Origin of the sequence: Umezakia ovalisporum Ak1311, assembly GCF_029891685.1 — a bacterium.
In the GTDB taxonomy this organism is placed as follows: domain Bacteria; phylum Cyanobacteriota; class Cyanobacteriia; order Cyanobacteriales; family Nostocaceae; genus Umezakia; species Umezakia ovalisporum.
Genome location: NZ_JANQDJ010000078.1, coordinates 1 through 15,413 on the forward strand (window position 1 = coordinate 1; position 15,413 = coordinate 15,413).

Sequence of the window (15,413 nt, forward strand, 5' to 3'; positions counted from 1 at the left end):
TCAACAAAACTGTTGACGGCTTTTGTGTCCATATTGCGGCTAAAATTGCCTCTCACACTCTACGTCTTTTGCTTCGTCGCCGTTTTGGTATTAATGTTCTCACTTTCCAGTCTCAACCTATTTAATTCACATTAGGCGTATATTGTCAAAAATAAGCAAGAAGAAATAAGAATATAGGGTTGACAATGATGCCGACCCTGTTAATTTACTACCTATCAGCTGATTTTTAACCCTAAGGTTTGTGACCTTGAGAACAACGAGCAAACCACTCCTGATATTTTTTTTGCAATGACTCATCTGTAACAGCAATTGTGATTTGCAAGTGCTGACAGCCGTGGTTTTGTTCTAAAGCGATGGCATTTAAAAGTAAACTAGCAATTTTTGGTGAACTAAATTCACCGCTTACTGTTAAATGTCCATTGGAAACTGTACCTAATGGTTTCTCTTTTTGCATCAACTGAACACCAGAAGTTTCACCTTGGCTCAAGTCAATTTCTGCAAGTTGCTTATTTTCTGGACTAACTTGTTCTATAATTAACTTTTCACTTCGCACGGGTACTTGTACCATCCGAGTTTGAATTTCTTTGCGAACAATCACCTCACCAATTTTGCGTTTGCTGTGTTCAGCTATGAGTCTTTCTTCTAATAAACGAACAATATTTTCGTCTTCACCCTCTGCTGATTTTCCAGTTTGGCTTTGACTGTAAAGCATTTGTTTATTGCTATTTGTGTGATTTAATTCGTCTACTTTTCTTTGAAGATGTGGAGTTTTTTGTTCTAAATATTCAGGCATAAGCTCTACTTCTGATTTGTCTATTTCTAGGAGGATAGATTGAACAGAATCATCGATTTTTTTGATTTTTTTGCTCAATAATAAAACTAAACGCTCAGAACTGATATCTACTGTTGTGTCTTGGAAAAATGTTTGATTGACTTGTTGAGATATGACTAAATTGAGCCGATGATTGGCATCCAAAATCAAATCTTTGACTTTACCGACTATTTCACCTTGGTTATCAGTTACCGAAAAATTTCGTACTTTATTTCTGAAGCTTTCTAATAAGGTGTTGATACTAGTATTTTGGTTAACTGGTTTAAAGTGATTTGCCATTGGTTGGGCATTCATAAAAAAATTGACAAGATGCTTTTATTAAGTCAGTACATAGCAAACATTTATCAGGCAGATAGTGAGAGATTGAAAACCACCACTAAAGCCTGATAGTAATTAATGAGGTAGTTTAACTCAATCATGAAACTCATCAATAAAACCAAAAACCACCTACACGAAGTTGAATGAGTTATTGGTTTGTGGCTATTTGCTTTGTTATTGTTGATTAGCGTTCCTCAACTGGAAGATTGGGAGCATTAACATCTAACTCTTCGCGGCGGACAGTGTCTTGGGTCTCAACAATCTCCTGCTCCACGACCTTTTGAACTTTGACTTCTTCACGCAAAACTACTTCTTTGCGAACTTCGGGAGTTTCTTCATGGATTTCTATGCGAGCAACTTCGCCTTCGCGGAAGTCAGCTTCGCTAGTAGGAACAACTTTACCTGCATCTTCTGGAGTAATACGCTCAATCACAACATGCTCTTTTTCTATTGGTACAGAAACCTTTGCAGTTTCACTTTCAACGTGTTTACCAATAGCTACTTCTCCAGTTTTTTCGCGTCTTTTGTTAGCAATTAACCGTTCTTCATACAAACGTAGAGTTTGATGGTCTTGCTGATTTAGTCTGTACAAAGAAGGTTCTTGTTCATAAGTATAAGTTTCACGGGTATAAGTGGGTTCTGGTGGTTCTACAGGTCGGGTATCACGATAAACTCTCCGCACCTGTTCTTCATAGTCGTAGTCAAGTGTTCTAGCTTCTTGAAATTCCGGTAAATTTTCCGCCTGTTCTCTAGTCAGACCAATGACGTAAACCCGGTCAGCATCATAGTCAATGCGAGAACGTCCAACGGGTAGTAAAACTTTTTTACCAAATATCCAAAAACCTAAATCAACAACTAGATAGCGAAAACGTCCTTCTTCATCAACTAAAACATCACTAACTGTACCAATCTTTTCATTATTTCTATCTGTGTAGACACCTAATCCTTTAATGTCCTTGCCTTGAATATTTTCATGATAATTTGGAGCAAAATCTGCTAATTTGTGAAGAGACATTACATTTTACCTCTGAGTTTTCATACCATGTCTTAAGAACTAAGATAAATGTTTGTTCATAGCTTTTCCTCGTACTATAGAATGATTTTATTAAACAACAAATATCAAAAGTTATAGATATTTTTATAACTTAGTTCTATAAAAACAGAAACTTAAAACAATGGAAACTATATTCTATTTGTGAAAACTCAGAAGCTCATATCCTCAAGTTAGTCAAGAAGTAAGCAATATGTATTTTGCTAAATTATTTTAAATTTTTATTAAACAAAAATTTAAAATAAAAGTAGAGGCAGAGGTAAATTCACCCTGCCTGCATGATGAGATATCAATCTTCAAAACAAATTATTTCCCCAAGTAATGGAAGAATTTATTCTCTTTTTGTAGCAGTTTCATCTACACGTAATTCACCTGTAGTATCAATATCTAATTGTTCTCGACGAATTGTGTCTTGTGCTTCTACCGTGTGTCGGTCTACAACTTTTTTCACTCTCACTTCTTCGCGCACAAAGGTTTCTTTACGAATTTCCGGCATTTCTTCGTACAATTCTATACGTGTTACTTCCCCGGCTTGAAACTTGAGGGCGTTGGGATCTACAACTGTTCCTGCTTCTGTTGGGCGAACTCGCTCAATTAAAACACGTTCTTTATTAATAGGTACTGTAACTCGTGCAGTTTGTGTTTCAACGTGCTTACCAAGTCCTACTTCCCCTGTTTTGACTCGATGCTTGTTAGCAATCAATCTTTCTTCATAGAGCCTGAGTGTTTGATGATATTGTTCATTTAAACTATATAAATCCGGTTCTCTTTGGTAAGTAGATGTTTGGGCTTCAGGAAGTTCTTCTTTGCTTTCAGGAAGAAAAACAAGGCGTACCTCTTTTTCATAATTTTCATCAACCGTCATGGTCTCCTGATATTGAGGTAGACGTTCGACTTGTTCTTTGCTCAGTCCATCGACATAAACACGGTTAGCTGGGTAATTGATGTGGGCTAGACCAATGGGTAGTAATATCTTCTTGCTAGTAGAGTCTAGGCTGCTGTCAATAACTAAATACCGAAAACGTCCATCTTGGTCAACTAAGGCATCAGCTACTGAGCCGACTCTTACTCCTCCTTCAGTGTAAAGGTCTAAAACTTTAACATCAGCACCGCCAAAGGTTTCTCGGTAGTTGGGGTCAAATTCTTCGAGTTTGTAAAGAGGCATATATTTCCAGGTGTAGAATATTTATATATATCAGCGTAAAAAATATTGTGTTGGTGTTCATCTGGCTGGCGGGTGAATTGAGAAAATAAATTGAGGCAATATAGTTTATGGTTTAAGTCTGAATAATTTGCCTTGGTATGAATTGCCTATGGCGATGATATTTGATTGCGAACTTATTTAGGATTGCTAGAGTTATATATAACTTAAGATATAAATTTGTCCTCTGTGAAAATATGCTACAGGTAAGAGTAAAGAATTGCTGCGTGAATATACAATCGGGGGTAAGATGTGTACTGAGCGTCAATGTTCATTAATTTCATCACTTCGCCATTAAAGGTCATGACAAAATAAAAAAGGGATATTATTCTGTCCCTTTTTCATCAAGAACATATTGACTTGGTGAAATTATAAAAGTCGAAAAATAAACGGATAACGGAATGGTTGATCTGATTGAGTTAAACAGTGAAACAGCGCCCAAATTGTCAAGCCCCAGTGGAGTAGAAAGCCCAATGCAACAACGGGAAAGAATAAAATTCCCCCCAGTCCAAAGGTGAGGAAAGATATAATTCCTATGGGAACTGCAATTATAGTTGCCCAGAACCAAACATTGAAGTGAAAATTAATCGATTCTTTCGCATTGCTTTTCACTACTGGGTCGTCAGAAATTAAGTTAATGACAATTGGAACCCCTATAGAGAATAATGTTGTGCTAAAAAAAATAGCTCCATGACATAGAGATGATAGCAATTTACGCTTATCAGAATTGTATTCAACTTGCATCTGGTGTTCTCTTAAGTTAGTTTCTAACTCCTATTTTAACGAAGATATGATGGGTTGAGTATTGAAGATTACCGTACTTTGGCAGTGGTTCCGACTTTACTTAGGATATAAGGTTTAATACAGCAAATATTGGATCAAGGATTAAAAAGTACGGCTGGGGAGGGGGAAAACTTCTGGGCAGAACAGGTCAACTGTTGAGGTGAACGCTTTCACCGTATGGGTTTTTGAAATCGCAAAAAAACGGCTAAATCTTTGTTTTGTGATCCCAAACTCTCAAAACAAGATTCAGCCACACAACCGCGGCAGGTTTATTGACATTGTATGAGCATCTCCAACTATAGCACAGGCTTATTGAAATTTAATAGCAGGTTTAATACAAAAATTTTAGGAAAGAATAATATGGCTGAAAGCTAATGATGTCAAGGTATTTCCCTGTATAGGTATGTTTTCTGTAACAAAAATTTTAAAAACTAGTGATAAATAGTTGCAATAAGTGGCAATAAGATATATCTTAAAGTTATTGAGATAAATAATCATTAATTTGTTTATTATTCTCAGAGATTCGCAAAGTTTCTCGGGAGCTAATGTCATGACCGGCATGATTGTTCAAACTCCGGATTCTTTCGGTGAGTAGGTGTGACGACCCAGTTTAAACTCGCTTACCTTTAGGCTTTGTTACACATCCATAGCGACAAAGCCACCCTACAAGATATTTTCAGTTTTTCTCCTGTGGGTGCTGGAGAGGGGTCAAGTCTATTCACGGAAATCATGTTAAAACTATTTATCAGGTGTCAAAATGTCAAAAAAAATTGGTTTGTTCTACGGTACTCAAACTGGCAAAACTGAAACTGTTGCTGAAATGATTCGTGATACTTTTGGTGGTGATGTCGTGACGTTACACGATATTTCTCAAGCCGATCTGAGTGATTTTAATGAGTATGAATATTTGATTATTGGTTCCCCAACTTGGAATATTGGTGAACTTCAAAGCGATTGGGAAGCTATTTTTCCTAACTTGGACGAAATTGATTTTAGTGGTAAGTTGGTTGGTTATTTTGGTACTGGAGACCAAATTGGCTATAGTGATAATTTCCAAGATGCTATGGGAATTTTGGAAGAAAAACTTTCCCAGCAGGGAGGTAAAACTGTGGGCTATTGGTCAACTGATGGGTATGACTTTAGCGATTCTAAAGCTTTGCGGAATGGTAAGTTTTGTGGTTTAGCACTTGATGATGATAATCAACCTGACCTGACAGATAAACGCATTCAGCAGTGGGTTGGACAGTTGAAGACGGAATTTGGTTTGTAGGAAATAGAGTCTGCCGCATTACCTGTCATCTGGCTGGGTAATGGCGGTGGTGTTTAATTTATAAGTTCTAATTTAAGGCAATTGCGGTTATTTATGGGTGAATTATTTGATGTTGTTTGGTTAAACACTAGTCCTGCGTTGAAGCGTTTTGATCAACCATTGCTTCAACATCTGTCTAAGTATATGTTGATCGCTCAGTGGGAATATCAACAAACAAGGGATGAAGCTAGTTCTGTAGATCAAGCTGTGCTGTTGCTACATGATTTTTTGGCATCTTACCCTGGTGCGGTGCATTTAGCTGGTCATGGGATAAATGGTGCGATCGCTTTAATGTTTGCCCGTTGCTATCCGGAAAAAGTGCGATCGCTGACCCTTTTAGCTGTAGCATCTCAACCAGCTAACACTTGGCATGCTCATTATTACTTTCAAAGACAGATGTTCAGTATCAGTCGTGAGCAAGTTTTGGTGAACATTGTTCGCATTCTTTTTGGTCACCAACCACCTCAAACCACTAAAAAGTTAATCACTGCTTTAGATAAAGATTTAGAACAATCGCCCTCGCCCCATTCATTGTTTAAGTTGATGTATTTACCGAAGGGAGGCGTTGCTATGCCGATGATGGTGTGTGGTAGTAAGACTGATTCGGTAGTGAATCCGCCTGCTTTGCATGACTGGTGCAATTGGTTCAAACCAGAAGATAGACTCTGGGAATGTGCCCAAGGGTATCATTTTTTTCACTACTTTCATCCTCAACAGGTGGGTGAGCAAATTTTAAATTTCTGGAAATGTTATGATGGGAAAAAGATTGCACAAAGTGCAGTGCCGGAGGCAATGGCTATTTCTGCACAAGCTTCGCAAACTGGTATTTACATCCCGCAACCCTAACGACAAGGTAAAACCTTAAAATAAGCCAAGTAAATATGCCTTAGTTAGTTAAGACTGTCAGGATCAGAAGGTAAAGAGTAAAAGTCATGTTCTTTTACCTTGCGCCTTTTGTTCAACTCCCATAACAGGAGGTTTAATCTTGACTAAATTAAAAGTTGGCATCAATGGCTTTGGTCGTATCGGGCGACTTGTGCTCCGGGCTGGTATTAATAACCCCAATATCGAATTTGTGGGGATTAATGACTTAGTACCACCAGATAACCTGGCTTATCTATTCAAGTACGATTCCACTCACGGTCAGTTGAAACGTAAGGTTGAAGCCAAGGATGATGGTATTGTCATTGATGGGTATTTTATCCCTTGTATGTCGGTGAGAAATCCGGCTGAGTTGCCTTGGGGCAAATTAAATGCAGATTATGTTGTGGAGTCCACTGGACTTTTCACGGATTATGATGGATCTGCAAAACACCTGGAAGCTGGTGCCAAGCGGGTGCTCATTTCTGCTCCCACGAAAGATCCAGATAGAGTGCGGACGCTGTTAATGGGTGTGAATCATCACCTATTTGATCCAGCAGAAGATTTGATTGTCTCTAATGCTAGTTGCACAACAAACTGTCTAGCTCCCATAGCTAAGGTAATCAATGATAACTTCGGACTGACCGAAGGGTTGATGACTACGGTTCATGCCATGACTGCTACTCAACCAACTGTAGATGGCCCCAGCAAGAAAGACTGGCGGGGTGGACGGGGTGCAGCTCAAAATATTATTCCCGCTTCCACTGGGGCGGCGAAAGCAGTGGCACTTGTTTTACCAGAATTGAAAGGTAAGTTAACTGGTATGGCTTTTCGGGTTCCTACTCCCGACGTTTCTGTGGTTGATTTAACTTTTAAAACTGCTAAAGCTACTACTTACCAGGAAATTTGTGCGGCGATGGAAGAAGCAGCCGCAGGTGCGCTAGCAGGTATATTAGGCTATACGGACGAAGCAGTAGTTTCCACTGATTTTCAGGGGGATACTCATTCTAGCATTTTTGATGCAGGTGCTGGTATTGAGTTAAACTCCAACTTTTTTAAGGTGGTGGCTTGGTATGACAACGAGTGGGGCTACTCCAACCGAGTGGTTGATTTAATGTTGTTGATGTTACAAAAAGAACAAGTCATTAATGTTGGTACTAAAGCTTGATCTGGAACGGGGAAGTAGGTATGGCATCTGTGGAAAAGAAATGAGTTGAACACAATGGCGGGGTGTGCCAATTGCTAACTCGGGAACAACCAGTTTAATTAAAGAGCATTATATTGGACAGCAAATTTTGGGTAACGCACCTAAAATAGGGCTGTGGCTGAAGTCAGCTAGCCCATTTAGGCAATGTTTCTTTAGGTTGCCAAAATCGGAATTGTTGGGAACAGTCAAGAATGTAAAGAAGTAGGAAATTCCGTCAGTCCGAAACCAGTAGAAATCATGGAGAATTTTATGTCTAAAAGTTTACTAGAACAATTGCGACAAATGACCGTTGTGGTTGCGGATACAGGCGATATTAAGGCAATTGAAAAGTTTAAACCCCAAGATGCTACTACCAATCCTTCTCTGATTACGGCGGCGGCACAGATGCCGGAATATCAGGAAATTGTTGATCAAACTTTACTCCAAGCTAAGAAAGATGTTGGTTCTGCTGCTAGCCAAGGGGATATTGTGACTTTGGCTTTTGACCGTCTGGCAGTGGCTTTCGGGTTAAAGATTTTACAAATTATTCCTGGTCGTGTTTCTACAGAAGTAGACGCTCGCCTGTCTTTCGATACTGAAGCTACTGTCAGCAAGGCGCGGGAATTGATTGCTCAATACAAGGCAGCTGGGGTTGATCGCGATCGCGTGTTGATTAAAATTGCCACGACTTGGGAAGGAATTCGCGCTGCGGAAATTTTGGAGAAGGAAGGTATTCATTGTAACTTAACTTTATTGTTTGGTCTGCACCAAGCGATCGCTTGTGCAGAAGCCGGCGTGACGTTAATTTCTCCGTTTGTTGGGCGGATTCTCGACTGGTACAAAAAAGATACTGGACGGGATAGCTACCCACCAGCGGAAGATCCAGGGGTGCTGTCAGTTACGAAAGTTTACAACTACTACAAAAAATTTGGTTATAAAACCGAAGTTATGGGAGCTAGTTTCCGTAATATTGGCGAAATTACGGAACTGGCGGGTTGTGACCTGCTGACCATTTCTCCAGGTCTGTTGGCAGAATTGCAAGCAACTATTGGAGAACTGCCACGCAAACTTGATCCTGCTCAAGCAGCACAGATAGAAATGGAAAAGGTATCCGTTGATAAAGCTACCTATGACAAGATGCACGCAGATGACCGCATGGCATCTGAAAAACTAGCAGAGGGTATTGATGGCTTTACTAAAGCACTAGTTTCTCTAGAAAAACTATTAGCAGAGCGACTGGCTAGCCTTGAGGGACAAGTAATTGCCAGCCATTAGTATGTAAGTAGTGGTTAGTTGTTAGTGGTTAGTTGTGATTGCGCAAAGCGAAGTGCCGGAGGCAATCAAACCATCAACCATTAACAGCTCACCACTTGATAGGTTATCTAAATTCGTTGCCGATGAAAATAATTACTTGAATAACTGGTCTTTGCTGTGATTAATCAAGGTGGACTGGGAAAGTAGGCAGTAAAAACACTATTGAGGGTAGTTTCCTCTAATAAATTTTTCGTAACAAGTTTATTCAACACCTTTAAAGTTGATAGGTAAAAGTGCACAGATTAAGTTACAAGAAAAAGTAATGAAAATACTGGTATTAAATGCTGGATCGAGCAGCCAAAAGAGTTGTTTGTATGATATTGGAGATGATAGTCTCCCCAGTGAACTACCCCAGCCCCTGTGGTCAGGAAAAGTTAACTGGACTCAAGACCGGGGTGTGGCGGAAATTGAGGTAAAAACAGCTACAGGGGCTGTGCTACAAGAATCAATCTATGGTGACTCGCGACGGGCACACGTTGCTTATATGCTCTACACCCTCAGTCGTGGAGCTACTAAAGTGATTAATCATCTTTCAGAAATTGATGTGGTGGGGCATCGCGTAGTGCATGGTGGTCAACAATACAGAAAAAGTGTGGTGATTACAGAAGATGTAAAAAAGACCATTGGCAATTTATCAAATTTAGCTCCAGCACATAATCCAGCTGCTTTAGAAGGTATAGAAGCCATTGAGCAAAGCTTGGAAGATGTTACCCAAGTGGCAGTATTTGATACAGGATTTCACGCCACGCTCCCTGATGCCGCTGCAATTTATCCTGGCCCCTATGAATGGGTAGAGCAAGGTATTCGCCGCTATGGTTTTCATGGTATCAGTCATCAATATTGCTCAAATCGTGCTGCCCAAATTCTCAAACGAGATTTAGCATCCTTGCGCTTAATTACCTGTCATTTAGGCAATGGTTGTTCGTTAGCAGCTGTTAAAAACGGTCGTAGTGTTGATACTACTATGGGATTTACTCCCCTTGATGGGTTGATGATGGGCAGTCGTTCTGGTTCAGTTGACCCGGGAATTTTGATTTATTTGTTGCGGCAATCAAATTACTCTGCTGAAAGATTAGATTATGTTTTAAATAAAGCTTCTGGTTTACGGGGAATTTCAGGTGTATCGAGTGACTTACCCCAGGTGATCGCCGCTATCGCTGAAGGGAACTACCGCGCTCAACTGGCGTGGGATATGTATGTGCATCACTTACGCTCTGGTATTGGATCAATGCTGCCTAGCTTGGGTGGATTAGATGTTTTAGTTTTTACCGCAGGTATAGGGGAAAAATCGGCAGGAATTCGCCAAGCAGCTTGTGAAGCCTTTGGATTTTTGGGGTTAAAAATTGACCCTGGGAAAAATCAGCAGCAGCCGATGGATGAAGATATAGCCACACAAGACTCATCTGTGCGGGTATTAGTAGTTCAGACTCAAGAAGATTGGGCTATTGCTCAACAATGTTGGCAGCTTGTGCCAAAAACTTAGCTAACGTTGCCTCTTTCGCGAAAATTCCATTCAGGGGTGAGCAAGATGCCCACCCCATAAGGGTGTCTCAATTTAGACTAAACCACCAGCAGCTTGAAAACGAGCACGGGCGCGTTTGAAGGCTTGGCTTGCCTGAATTTGAGCTTGGCGATCGCCTGCTGGCACTTGATTTAGACGTGTTTGTGCTTGGTTGTAAGCTGCACGAGCATCTTCTAGTTGAATAGCATCGCCACGTTCAGCACCGTTGACTAAAATTGTCACTTCATCTGCTTCCACTTCGGCAAAGCCACCCAATAGGGCGATGGCTTGCCAATCTTGGTTTTTGCTGGGGCGGACGCGCATGACACCTGTATCCAAAGCAGTCAATAGAGGTGCGTGTCCACTGAGGATACCTAACTGACCAGTAGTGCTGGGTAGAACTACTTCTTCAGCTGCGGCATCCCAGACTGTTTTATCTGGGGAAACTACACGAACAGTTAGAGGCATATTGCTAATTTCTTATTGGTGAGCACTAAATAACCGGTAATTCATAACTCGCAATTAAAACGATAATTACGAATTAGGAATTACGTTAGCGAGAAGCTCTCCTCTGCAAGAGGGATTACGAATTATCCTTTGAGCTTTTCAGCTTTAGCGATGGCTTCGTTAATGTCGCCCACCAAGTAGAAGGCTTGTTCTGGTAGTTCATCAAATTCACCAGATAAAATCATTTGGAAGCCTTTGATAGTGTCTTCCAATTTGACATATTTACCGGGAGAACCTGTGAATACTTCTGCCACAAAGAACGGCTGAGACAAGAAGCGTTCAACTTTACGTGCGCGTGCTACGGTGAGACGGTCTTCTTCAGACAATTCATCTAAACCGAGAATGGCGATAATGTCTTGAAGTTCTTTATAGCGTTGTAAGGTTGACTGTACAGCCCGGGCAGTTCTGTAGTGTTCTTCGCCTACAATTTGGGGCTGCAACATGGTGGAGGTAGAAGCTAGGGGGTCAACTGCGGGATAAATGCCCTTAGAAGCCAAGCTACGAGATAGTACTGTGGTTCCATCCAAGTGAGCAAAGGTAGTTGCAGGTGCGGGGTCTGTTAAGTCATCCGCAGGTACGTATACCGCTTGAATTGAGGTAATGGAACCCTCTGTTGTGGAGGTAATGCGTTCTTGTAGTGCGCCTACGTCAGTTCCTAGTGTGGGCTGATATCCCACAGCTGAAGGCATCCGACCCAACAGAGCAGATACTTCAGAACCTGCTTGTACAAACCGGAAAATGTTGTCAACAAACAGCAATACGTCTTGCTTGTTTACATCACGGAAGTATTCCGCCATGGTCAAACCTGATAAACCTACCCGCATTCTGGCTCCGGGTGGTTCGTTCATCTGACCGTAAACAAGGGCAATTTTGGATTCGTTGAGGTTATCTTTGTTGATTACCCCAGATTCAATCATTTCGTTGTACAGGTCATTACCTTCACGGGTGCGCTCACCTACGCCAGCAAACACAGACACACCGCCGTGCTGTGTAGCGATGTTGTTAATCAATTCCATCATGATGACGGTTTTACCAACACCTGCACCGCCGAATAGACCAATTTTACCGCCGCGTCGATAGGGAGTCAGGAGGTCAACAACTTTAATCCCTGTTTCAAACACCGAAGGTTTGGTTTCCAGTTCAGTGAATTGGGGAGAAGAACGGTGGATGGGTAAGGTTTCCTCAGTATTTACAGGACCTTGATTGTCTACAGGTTCACCTAGGACGTTAAAAATCCGTCCCAAGGTAGCTTTACCAACTGGGACGCTGATGGCAGCACCTGTATCAATAACTTCCAGACCTCGTACTAAGCCATCAGTAGAGCTCATAGCAACAGCTCGTACCTGGTTGTCACCCAGAAGCTGTTGTACTTCAACGGTCAGGTTGATTTCCTGTGCAGCTCCGTTGCTGCCTTTGATGGTCAAAGCGTTGTAGATTTGCGGTAATTTCCCATTGGGAAATTTAACGTCTACAATCGGACCGATAACTTGGGTAATGTAGCCAATGTTTGTTTTTTCTGCTGTGGTGACCATGCTGAGCCTAATTATTGAAGCTATATTTCAGATCGGGTCTTGGAAGACATAAGATTATGCAATGTCATCTTTAACTTTAGCACTGGACGGGGACACAACTCCGTTAGTAATTTCTTAAAAAAAGGGAACAGGCAATAGGGAACAGGGAATAGGGAGTAGGGAACAGTCAACAGTATGATAATTGGTTATATACAATTTACGAACATTGGTTAAGATTGCAAAAAGCTTTTTTTAGATGGTCTCAGCTTAAGGCGACACTTTTTTTCTGCTGCGGTAATTCTTGTTTGTACTGATGGTGGTACACCAAGTTGAGCATTGTCGTAGAGACGAACAAATTCACGCAGGTAATGGGCGGCAATAACGGGATTTTCCAGGATTAATAGTGTCTCGTCGTTACCACTATTGGCAACTTGAGACCAATTATGAGAACCAGTAATTACTGTTTGTTGATCAATTACGGCAAATTTGTGATGCAATAAATCACCTTTAGGTAAGGTGGGTACACCGACGGTAGTTAAGGGATTTTGCCAAGGATTATTATCAAAATCATATTGACAATTATGACTGAGGGCAACTCCCATCATATCCATAGCTTCACTATAGTGACGATAAGCAAATTGTGAATCAATTAAAGCGCGGATAGAAACATTTTGTTGGTGGCGGGTTTGTAGAATATTAGCAATACGCTGTTCAGAAAAAACAAACAAAGCCATATCAATTGATTGAGTAGCAGAATTTAAAGCGTTGCTAATTAAACCATTACTAGATATCTGCCAAGGTTTTGTAGGAGAAGTAGGTGAAAAATGTACAGTAATTTTGGTTTCACCTAATGTGATGCTTTGAGGCGATCGCATTGGTTTTTTAAGCCCAAATCTACTATCTAGCTTACCTCCTGGACCATCACCCCACATAATATTAAACTCTTCAGTAAATAAAACAGCTAATTCTGGGCTATCAATTTGTAAAAAATTATTGGTATTTCCCAAACTACTAGGATTAGTATAATCACCGTGGATATCACTCAAAGTAAAATTAGCTGAAGTGACAATAAAAGAGCGATTATCTACAATCACAAACTTATGGTGCATCAAATTACCACCGTTTGAACCATCAGCACGGTCATCTATCCAGGGAATTTGGGAATTTTGTAAAATGACTAAAGCATCTCGTTGATTAATTTCTTCTGGGCTGAGTTGTTTATCTTGGTTGAAGTCTACAAAATTAGCAAATTGTTGGTAACGTGCTTGTTCCCTGGGGGTTAATTTTTGGACTTGTTCCAAACTTAAACTACTCCAAGGGCGACTATAGTTATTTTCCAAAATTACTCTTACCTTAACGCCAGCCTTTTGCTTTTCTACTAGTGCTTGGGATATTTTAGGTAAACGCAATTCATAAATAGCTACGTCAACTGTGGTTTGAGCTTGAGAAATAGCATCAATAATTTGTTGTTCTAAATTGTCCCCCAGGCGAATTTGCTGGCGGTGAGGTTCTTTGTATTTTGAAGCCTGGGAGTGATTGAAGTAAACTTTAACAAATGGATCTTGCGGTAGAGGTGGCAAAAGCTGAGGTAGGAATGGTTTTTTTTGACAACCCATGATTGTCAGAATCAGAGCAAAAATGAAAATATATTTTTGTTCTTGAAAAAACCGCATGGTAATTTGCTAAAAGTGAATTAAGCATAAACACATTATTCTCTAAACTAGAGTATGCCCAATTTAGTAGATAAATAGCAAGTGCTGCAATTTTCAGATTTTTTCAAGATTTACTTACCCACTTGCATTGTGGAAACATAAGTAGTTAGTCAAGAGTGTGTAGTTTTACACAATTATTAGTAATATGCAAATATATTTAGATTACAGCGCCACTACTCCAACTCGCCCAGAAGCGATCGCTGCTATGCAAGTAGCACTTAAGGAACAATGGGGGAATCCTTCTAGCTTACATGAATGGGGACAACGAGCCGCGACAGTTGTTGAACAAGGGAGGATTCAAGTTGCAAAATTAATTCATGCTGCCAATCCAGAGTCTATTATTTTTACTGCGGGTGGTACTGAGGCGAATAATTTAGCTATCATGGGCGTTGCCAGATTGTACACTGTGCCCCAACACATAATTATTTCCCAGGTTGAGCATTCTGCCATTTCTGAACCAGTGCGGTTATTGGAAAAGTGGGGTTGGGAAGTGACGCGCTTGGGTGTAGATAGTAAAGGTAGAGTTAGCCCCTGGGATTTAAAAACAGCTTTGCAAGATAACACCGTGTTAGTTTCCATTATTTATGGGCAAAGTGAAATAGGTACAGTCCAACCAATTGCAGAACTGGGAAATATTACTCAGCAGCACAAAGCTTTATTTCATACAGATGCAGTGCAAGCTGCGGGACGTTTACCGATAGATGTAGAAAAATTATCCGTAGATTTACTCACCCTTTCGAGTCATAAAATATATGGGCCTCAAGGGGCTGGGGCGCTGTATGTGCGTCCTGGTACGGAGTTGGTACCTCTGCTGGCTGGTGGAGGACAAGAAATGGGGTTGCGTTCTGGTACTCAAGCTGTACCCGTGATTGCGGGTTTTGGTGTTGCAGCTGAATTAGCCAGTGCAGAATTACCTGGTGAAACGCCCCGTTTAATGAAGTTACGCCATCGGTTGTTTGCTCAATTGGCAAATATTCCTGGTTTAATCCCTACAGGAGATTTAGATCATCGCTTACCTCATCATGTGAGTTTCTGCGTAGAACACGCTGATGGTAAGAAACTCAGTGGTAAAGCTTTAGTCAGACAAATGAATTTGGCTGGTATTGGTATCAGTGCTGGTTCTGCTTGTCACAGTGGTAAACTTAGCCCTAGTCCTGTACTTTTAGCAATGGGTTATTCAGAATCGGCGGCTTTGGGAGGAGTTCGTTTCACATTGGGGCGTGACACTACCGCAGCTGATGTAGATTGGGCAGGGATGGTGTTTGAGCAAATTTTGCAAAGACTCAGTTTTTAATTTTATTCGTCGCTTTCAGTGCATAAAGTTCGC

At 40.8% G+C, this 15,413-nt stretch carries 13 protein-coding genes and 1 pseudogene; 7 read left to right on the forward strand and 7 right to left on the reverse strand.

From position 1 onward, the window contains the following. Positions 1–125: pseudogene (locus NWP25_RS18850) on the forward strand (IS982 family transposase); the annotation flags it as partial. Positions 126–232: 107 nt separating this feature from the next. Here the strand turns inward: NWP25_RS18850 and NWP25_RS15065 are convergent. The 4 genes from NWP25_RS15065 to NWP25_RS15080 form a co-directional block, all read right to left on the reverse strand. After that, positions 233–1,126, reverse strand: coding sequence for a DUF2382 domain-containing protein (locus tag NWP25_RS15065; RefSeq protein ID WP_280656659.1), 894 nt, complete (start codon positions 1,124–1,126; stop codon positions 233–235). Positions 1,127–1,334: 208 nt separating this feature from the next. Continuing rightward, positions 1,335–2,165 carry a DUF2382 domain-containing protein gene (locus NWP25_RS15070; protein WP_280649522.1) on the reverse strand — a complete coding sequence of 277 codons (831 nt, stop codon included), beginning with the start codon at positions 2,163–2,165 and terminating at the stop codon, positions 1,335–1,337. Positions 2,166–2,532: 367 nt separating this feature from the next. Continuing rightward, a complete protein-coding gene (locus tag NWP25_RS15075) occupies positions 2,533–3,366 on the reverse strand; it encodes a DUF2382 domain-containing protein (protein WP_280649523.1) in 834 nt (277 codons plus the stop codon). Positions 3,367–3,771: 405 nt separating this feature from the next. Then, a complete protein-coding gene (locus NWP25_RS15080) occupies positions 3,772–4,146 on the reverse strand; it encodes a DUF4870 domain-containing protein (protein WP_280649524.1) in 375 nt (124 codons plus the stop codon). Positions 4,147–4,942: 796 nt separating this feature from the next. Between NWP25_RS15080 and fldA the strand changes: the two genes are divergently transcribed. The 5 genes from fldA to NWP25_RS15105 all read left to right on the forward strand — a co-directional run bounded on the left by fldA (position 4,943) and on the right by NWP25_RS15105 (position 10,338). Further along, the gene (gene fldA / locus NWP25_RS15085) at positions 4,943–5,455 is read left to right on the forward strand and encodes a flavodoxin FldA (protein ID WP_280649525.1); all 513 of its coding nucleotides are present in this window, start codon (positions 4,943–4,945) and stop codon (positions 5,453–5,455) included. Positions 5,456–5,548: 93 nt separating this feature from the next. Beyond that, entirely contained in the window at positions 5,549–6,340 is a 792-nt protein-coding gene (locus NWP25_RS15090) for an alpha/beta fold hydrolase (protein WP_280649526.1), read from the forward strand. A gap of 139 nt (positions 6,341–6,479) precedes the next feature. Further along, the gene (gene gap, locus NWP25_RS15095; protein ID WP_280649527.1) at positions 6,480–7,523 is read left to right on the forward strand and encodes a type I glyceraldehyde-3-phosphate dehydrogenase; all 1,044 of its coding nucleotides are present in this window, start codon (positions 6,480–6,482) and stop codon (positions 7,521–7,523) included. Positions 7,524–7,811: 288 nt separating this feature from the next. Further along, on the forward strand, positions 7,812–8,816 hold the full coding sequence (locus NWP25_RS15100; protein ID WP_280649528.1) for a transaldolase: 1,005 nt from the start codon (positions 7,812–7,814) through the stop codon (positions 8,814–8,816). A gap of 301 nt (positions 8,817–9,117) precedes the next feature. Further along, positions 9,118–10,338: an acetate kinase gene (locus NWP25_RS15105; protein WP_280649529.1), complete on the forward strand. Its 1,221-nt coding sequence runs from the start codon at positions 9,118–9,120 to the stop codon at positions 10,336–10,338. A 72-nt stretch (positions 10,339–10,410) separates the two neighbouring features. Here the strand turns inward: NWP25_RS15105 and atpC are convergent, their stop codons facing one another. From atpC to NWP25_RS15120, 3 genes are all read right to left on the reverse strand, one after another. Beyond that, entirely contained in the window at positions 10,411–10,824 is a 414-nt protein-coding gene (gene atpC / locus NWP25_RS15110; protein ID WP_280649530.1) for an ATP synthase F1 subunit epsilon, read from the reverse strand. A gap of 122 nt (positions 10,825–10,946) precedes the next feature. Beyond that, positions 10,947–12,395, reverse strand: coding sequence for a F0F1 ATP synthase subunit beta (gene atpD / locus NWP25_RS15115; protein WP_280649531.1), 1,449 nt, complete (start codon positions 12,393–12,395; stop codon positions 10,947–10,949). Positions 12,396–12,604: 209 nt separating this feature from the next. Next, on the reverse strand, positions 12,605–14,047 hold the full coding sequence (locus NWP25_RS15120) for a phospholipase D-like domain-containing protein (protein ID WP_280649532.1): 1,443 nt from the start codon (positions 14,045–14,047) through the stop codon (positions 12,605–12,607). 184 nt (positions 14,048–14,231) lie between these two features. On the opposite strand from NWP25_RS15120, the gene NWP25_RS15125 reads away from it, so the two are divergent. Further along, the gene (locus NWP25_RS15125; RefSeq protein ID WP_280649533.1) at positions 14,232–15,380 is read left to right on the forward strand and encodes a cysteine desulfurase family protein; all 1,149 of its coding nucleotides are present in this window, start codon (positions 14,232–14,234) and stop codon (positions 15,378–15,380) included. The last annotated feature ends 33 nt before the right edge of the window (positions 15,381–15,413 follow it).

Bases quoted from the DNA above. Each gene is read 5' to 3' on its own strand.
- NWP25_RS15065 (WP_280656659.1), bottom strand. From the start codon at position 1,126: ATGAATGCCCAACCAATGGCAAATCACTTTAAACCAGTTAACCAAAAT.
- atpC (WP_280649530.1), bottom strand. From the start codon at position 10,824: ATGCCTCTAACTGTTCGTGTAGTTTCCCCAGATAAAACAGTCTGGGAT.
- atpD (WP_280649531.1), bottom strand. From the start codon at position 12,395: ATGGTCACCACAGCAGAAAAAACAAACATTGGCTACATTACCCAAGTT.
- NWP25_RS15105 (WP_280649529.1), top strand. From the start codon at position 9,118: ATGAAAATACTGGTATTAAATGCTGGATCGAGCAGCCAAAAGAGTTGT.
- NWP25_RS15070 (WP_280649522.1), bottom strand. From the start codon at position 2,165: ATGTCTCTTCACAAATTAGCAGATTTTGCTCCAAATTATCATGAAAAT.
- NWP25_RS15100 (WP_280649528.1), top strand. From the start codon at position 7,812: ATGTCTAAAAGTTTACTAGAACAATTGCGACAAATGACCGTTGTGGTT.
- NWP25_RS15080 (WP_280649524.1), bottom strand. From the start codon at position 4,146: ATGCAAGTTGAATACAATTCTGATAAGCGTAAATTGCTATCATCTCTA.
- NWP25_RS15125 (WP_280649533.1), top strand. From the start codon at position 14,232: ATGCAAATATATTTAGATTACAGCGCCACTACTCCAACTCGCCCAGAA.
- NWP25_RS15075 (WP_280649523.1), bottom strand. From the start codon at position 3,366: ATGCCTCTTTACAAACTCGAAGAATTTGACCCCAACTACCGAGAAACC.
- fldA (WP_280649525.1), top strand. From the start codon at position 4,943: ATGTCAAAAAAAATTGGTTTGTTCTACGGTACTCAAACTGGCAAAACT.
- NWP25_RS15120 (WP_280649532.1), bottom strand. From the start codon at position 14,047: ATGCGGTTTTTTCAAGAACAAAAATATATTTTCATTTTTGCTCTGATT.
- NWP25_RS15090 (WP_280649526.1), top strand. From the start codon at position 5,549: ATGGGTGAATTATTTGATGTTGTTTGGTTAAACACTAGTCCTGCGTTG.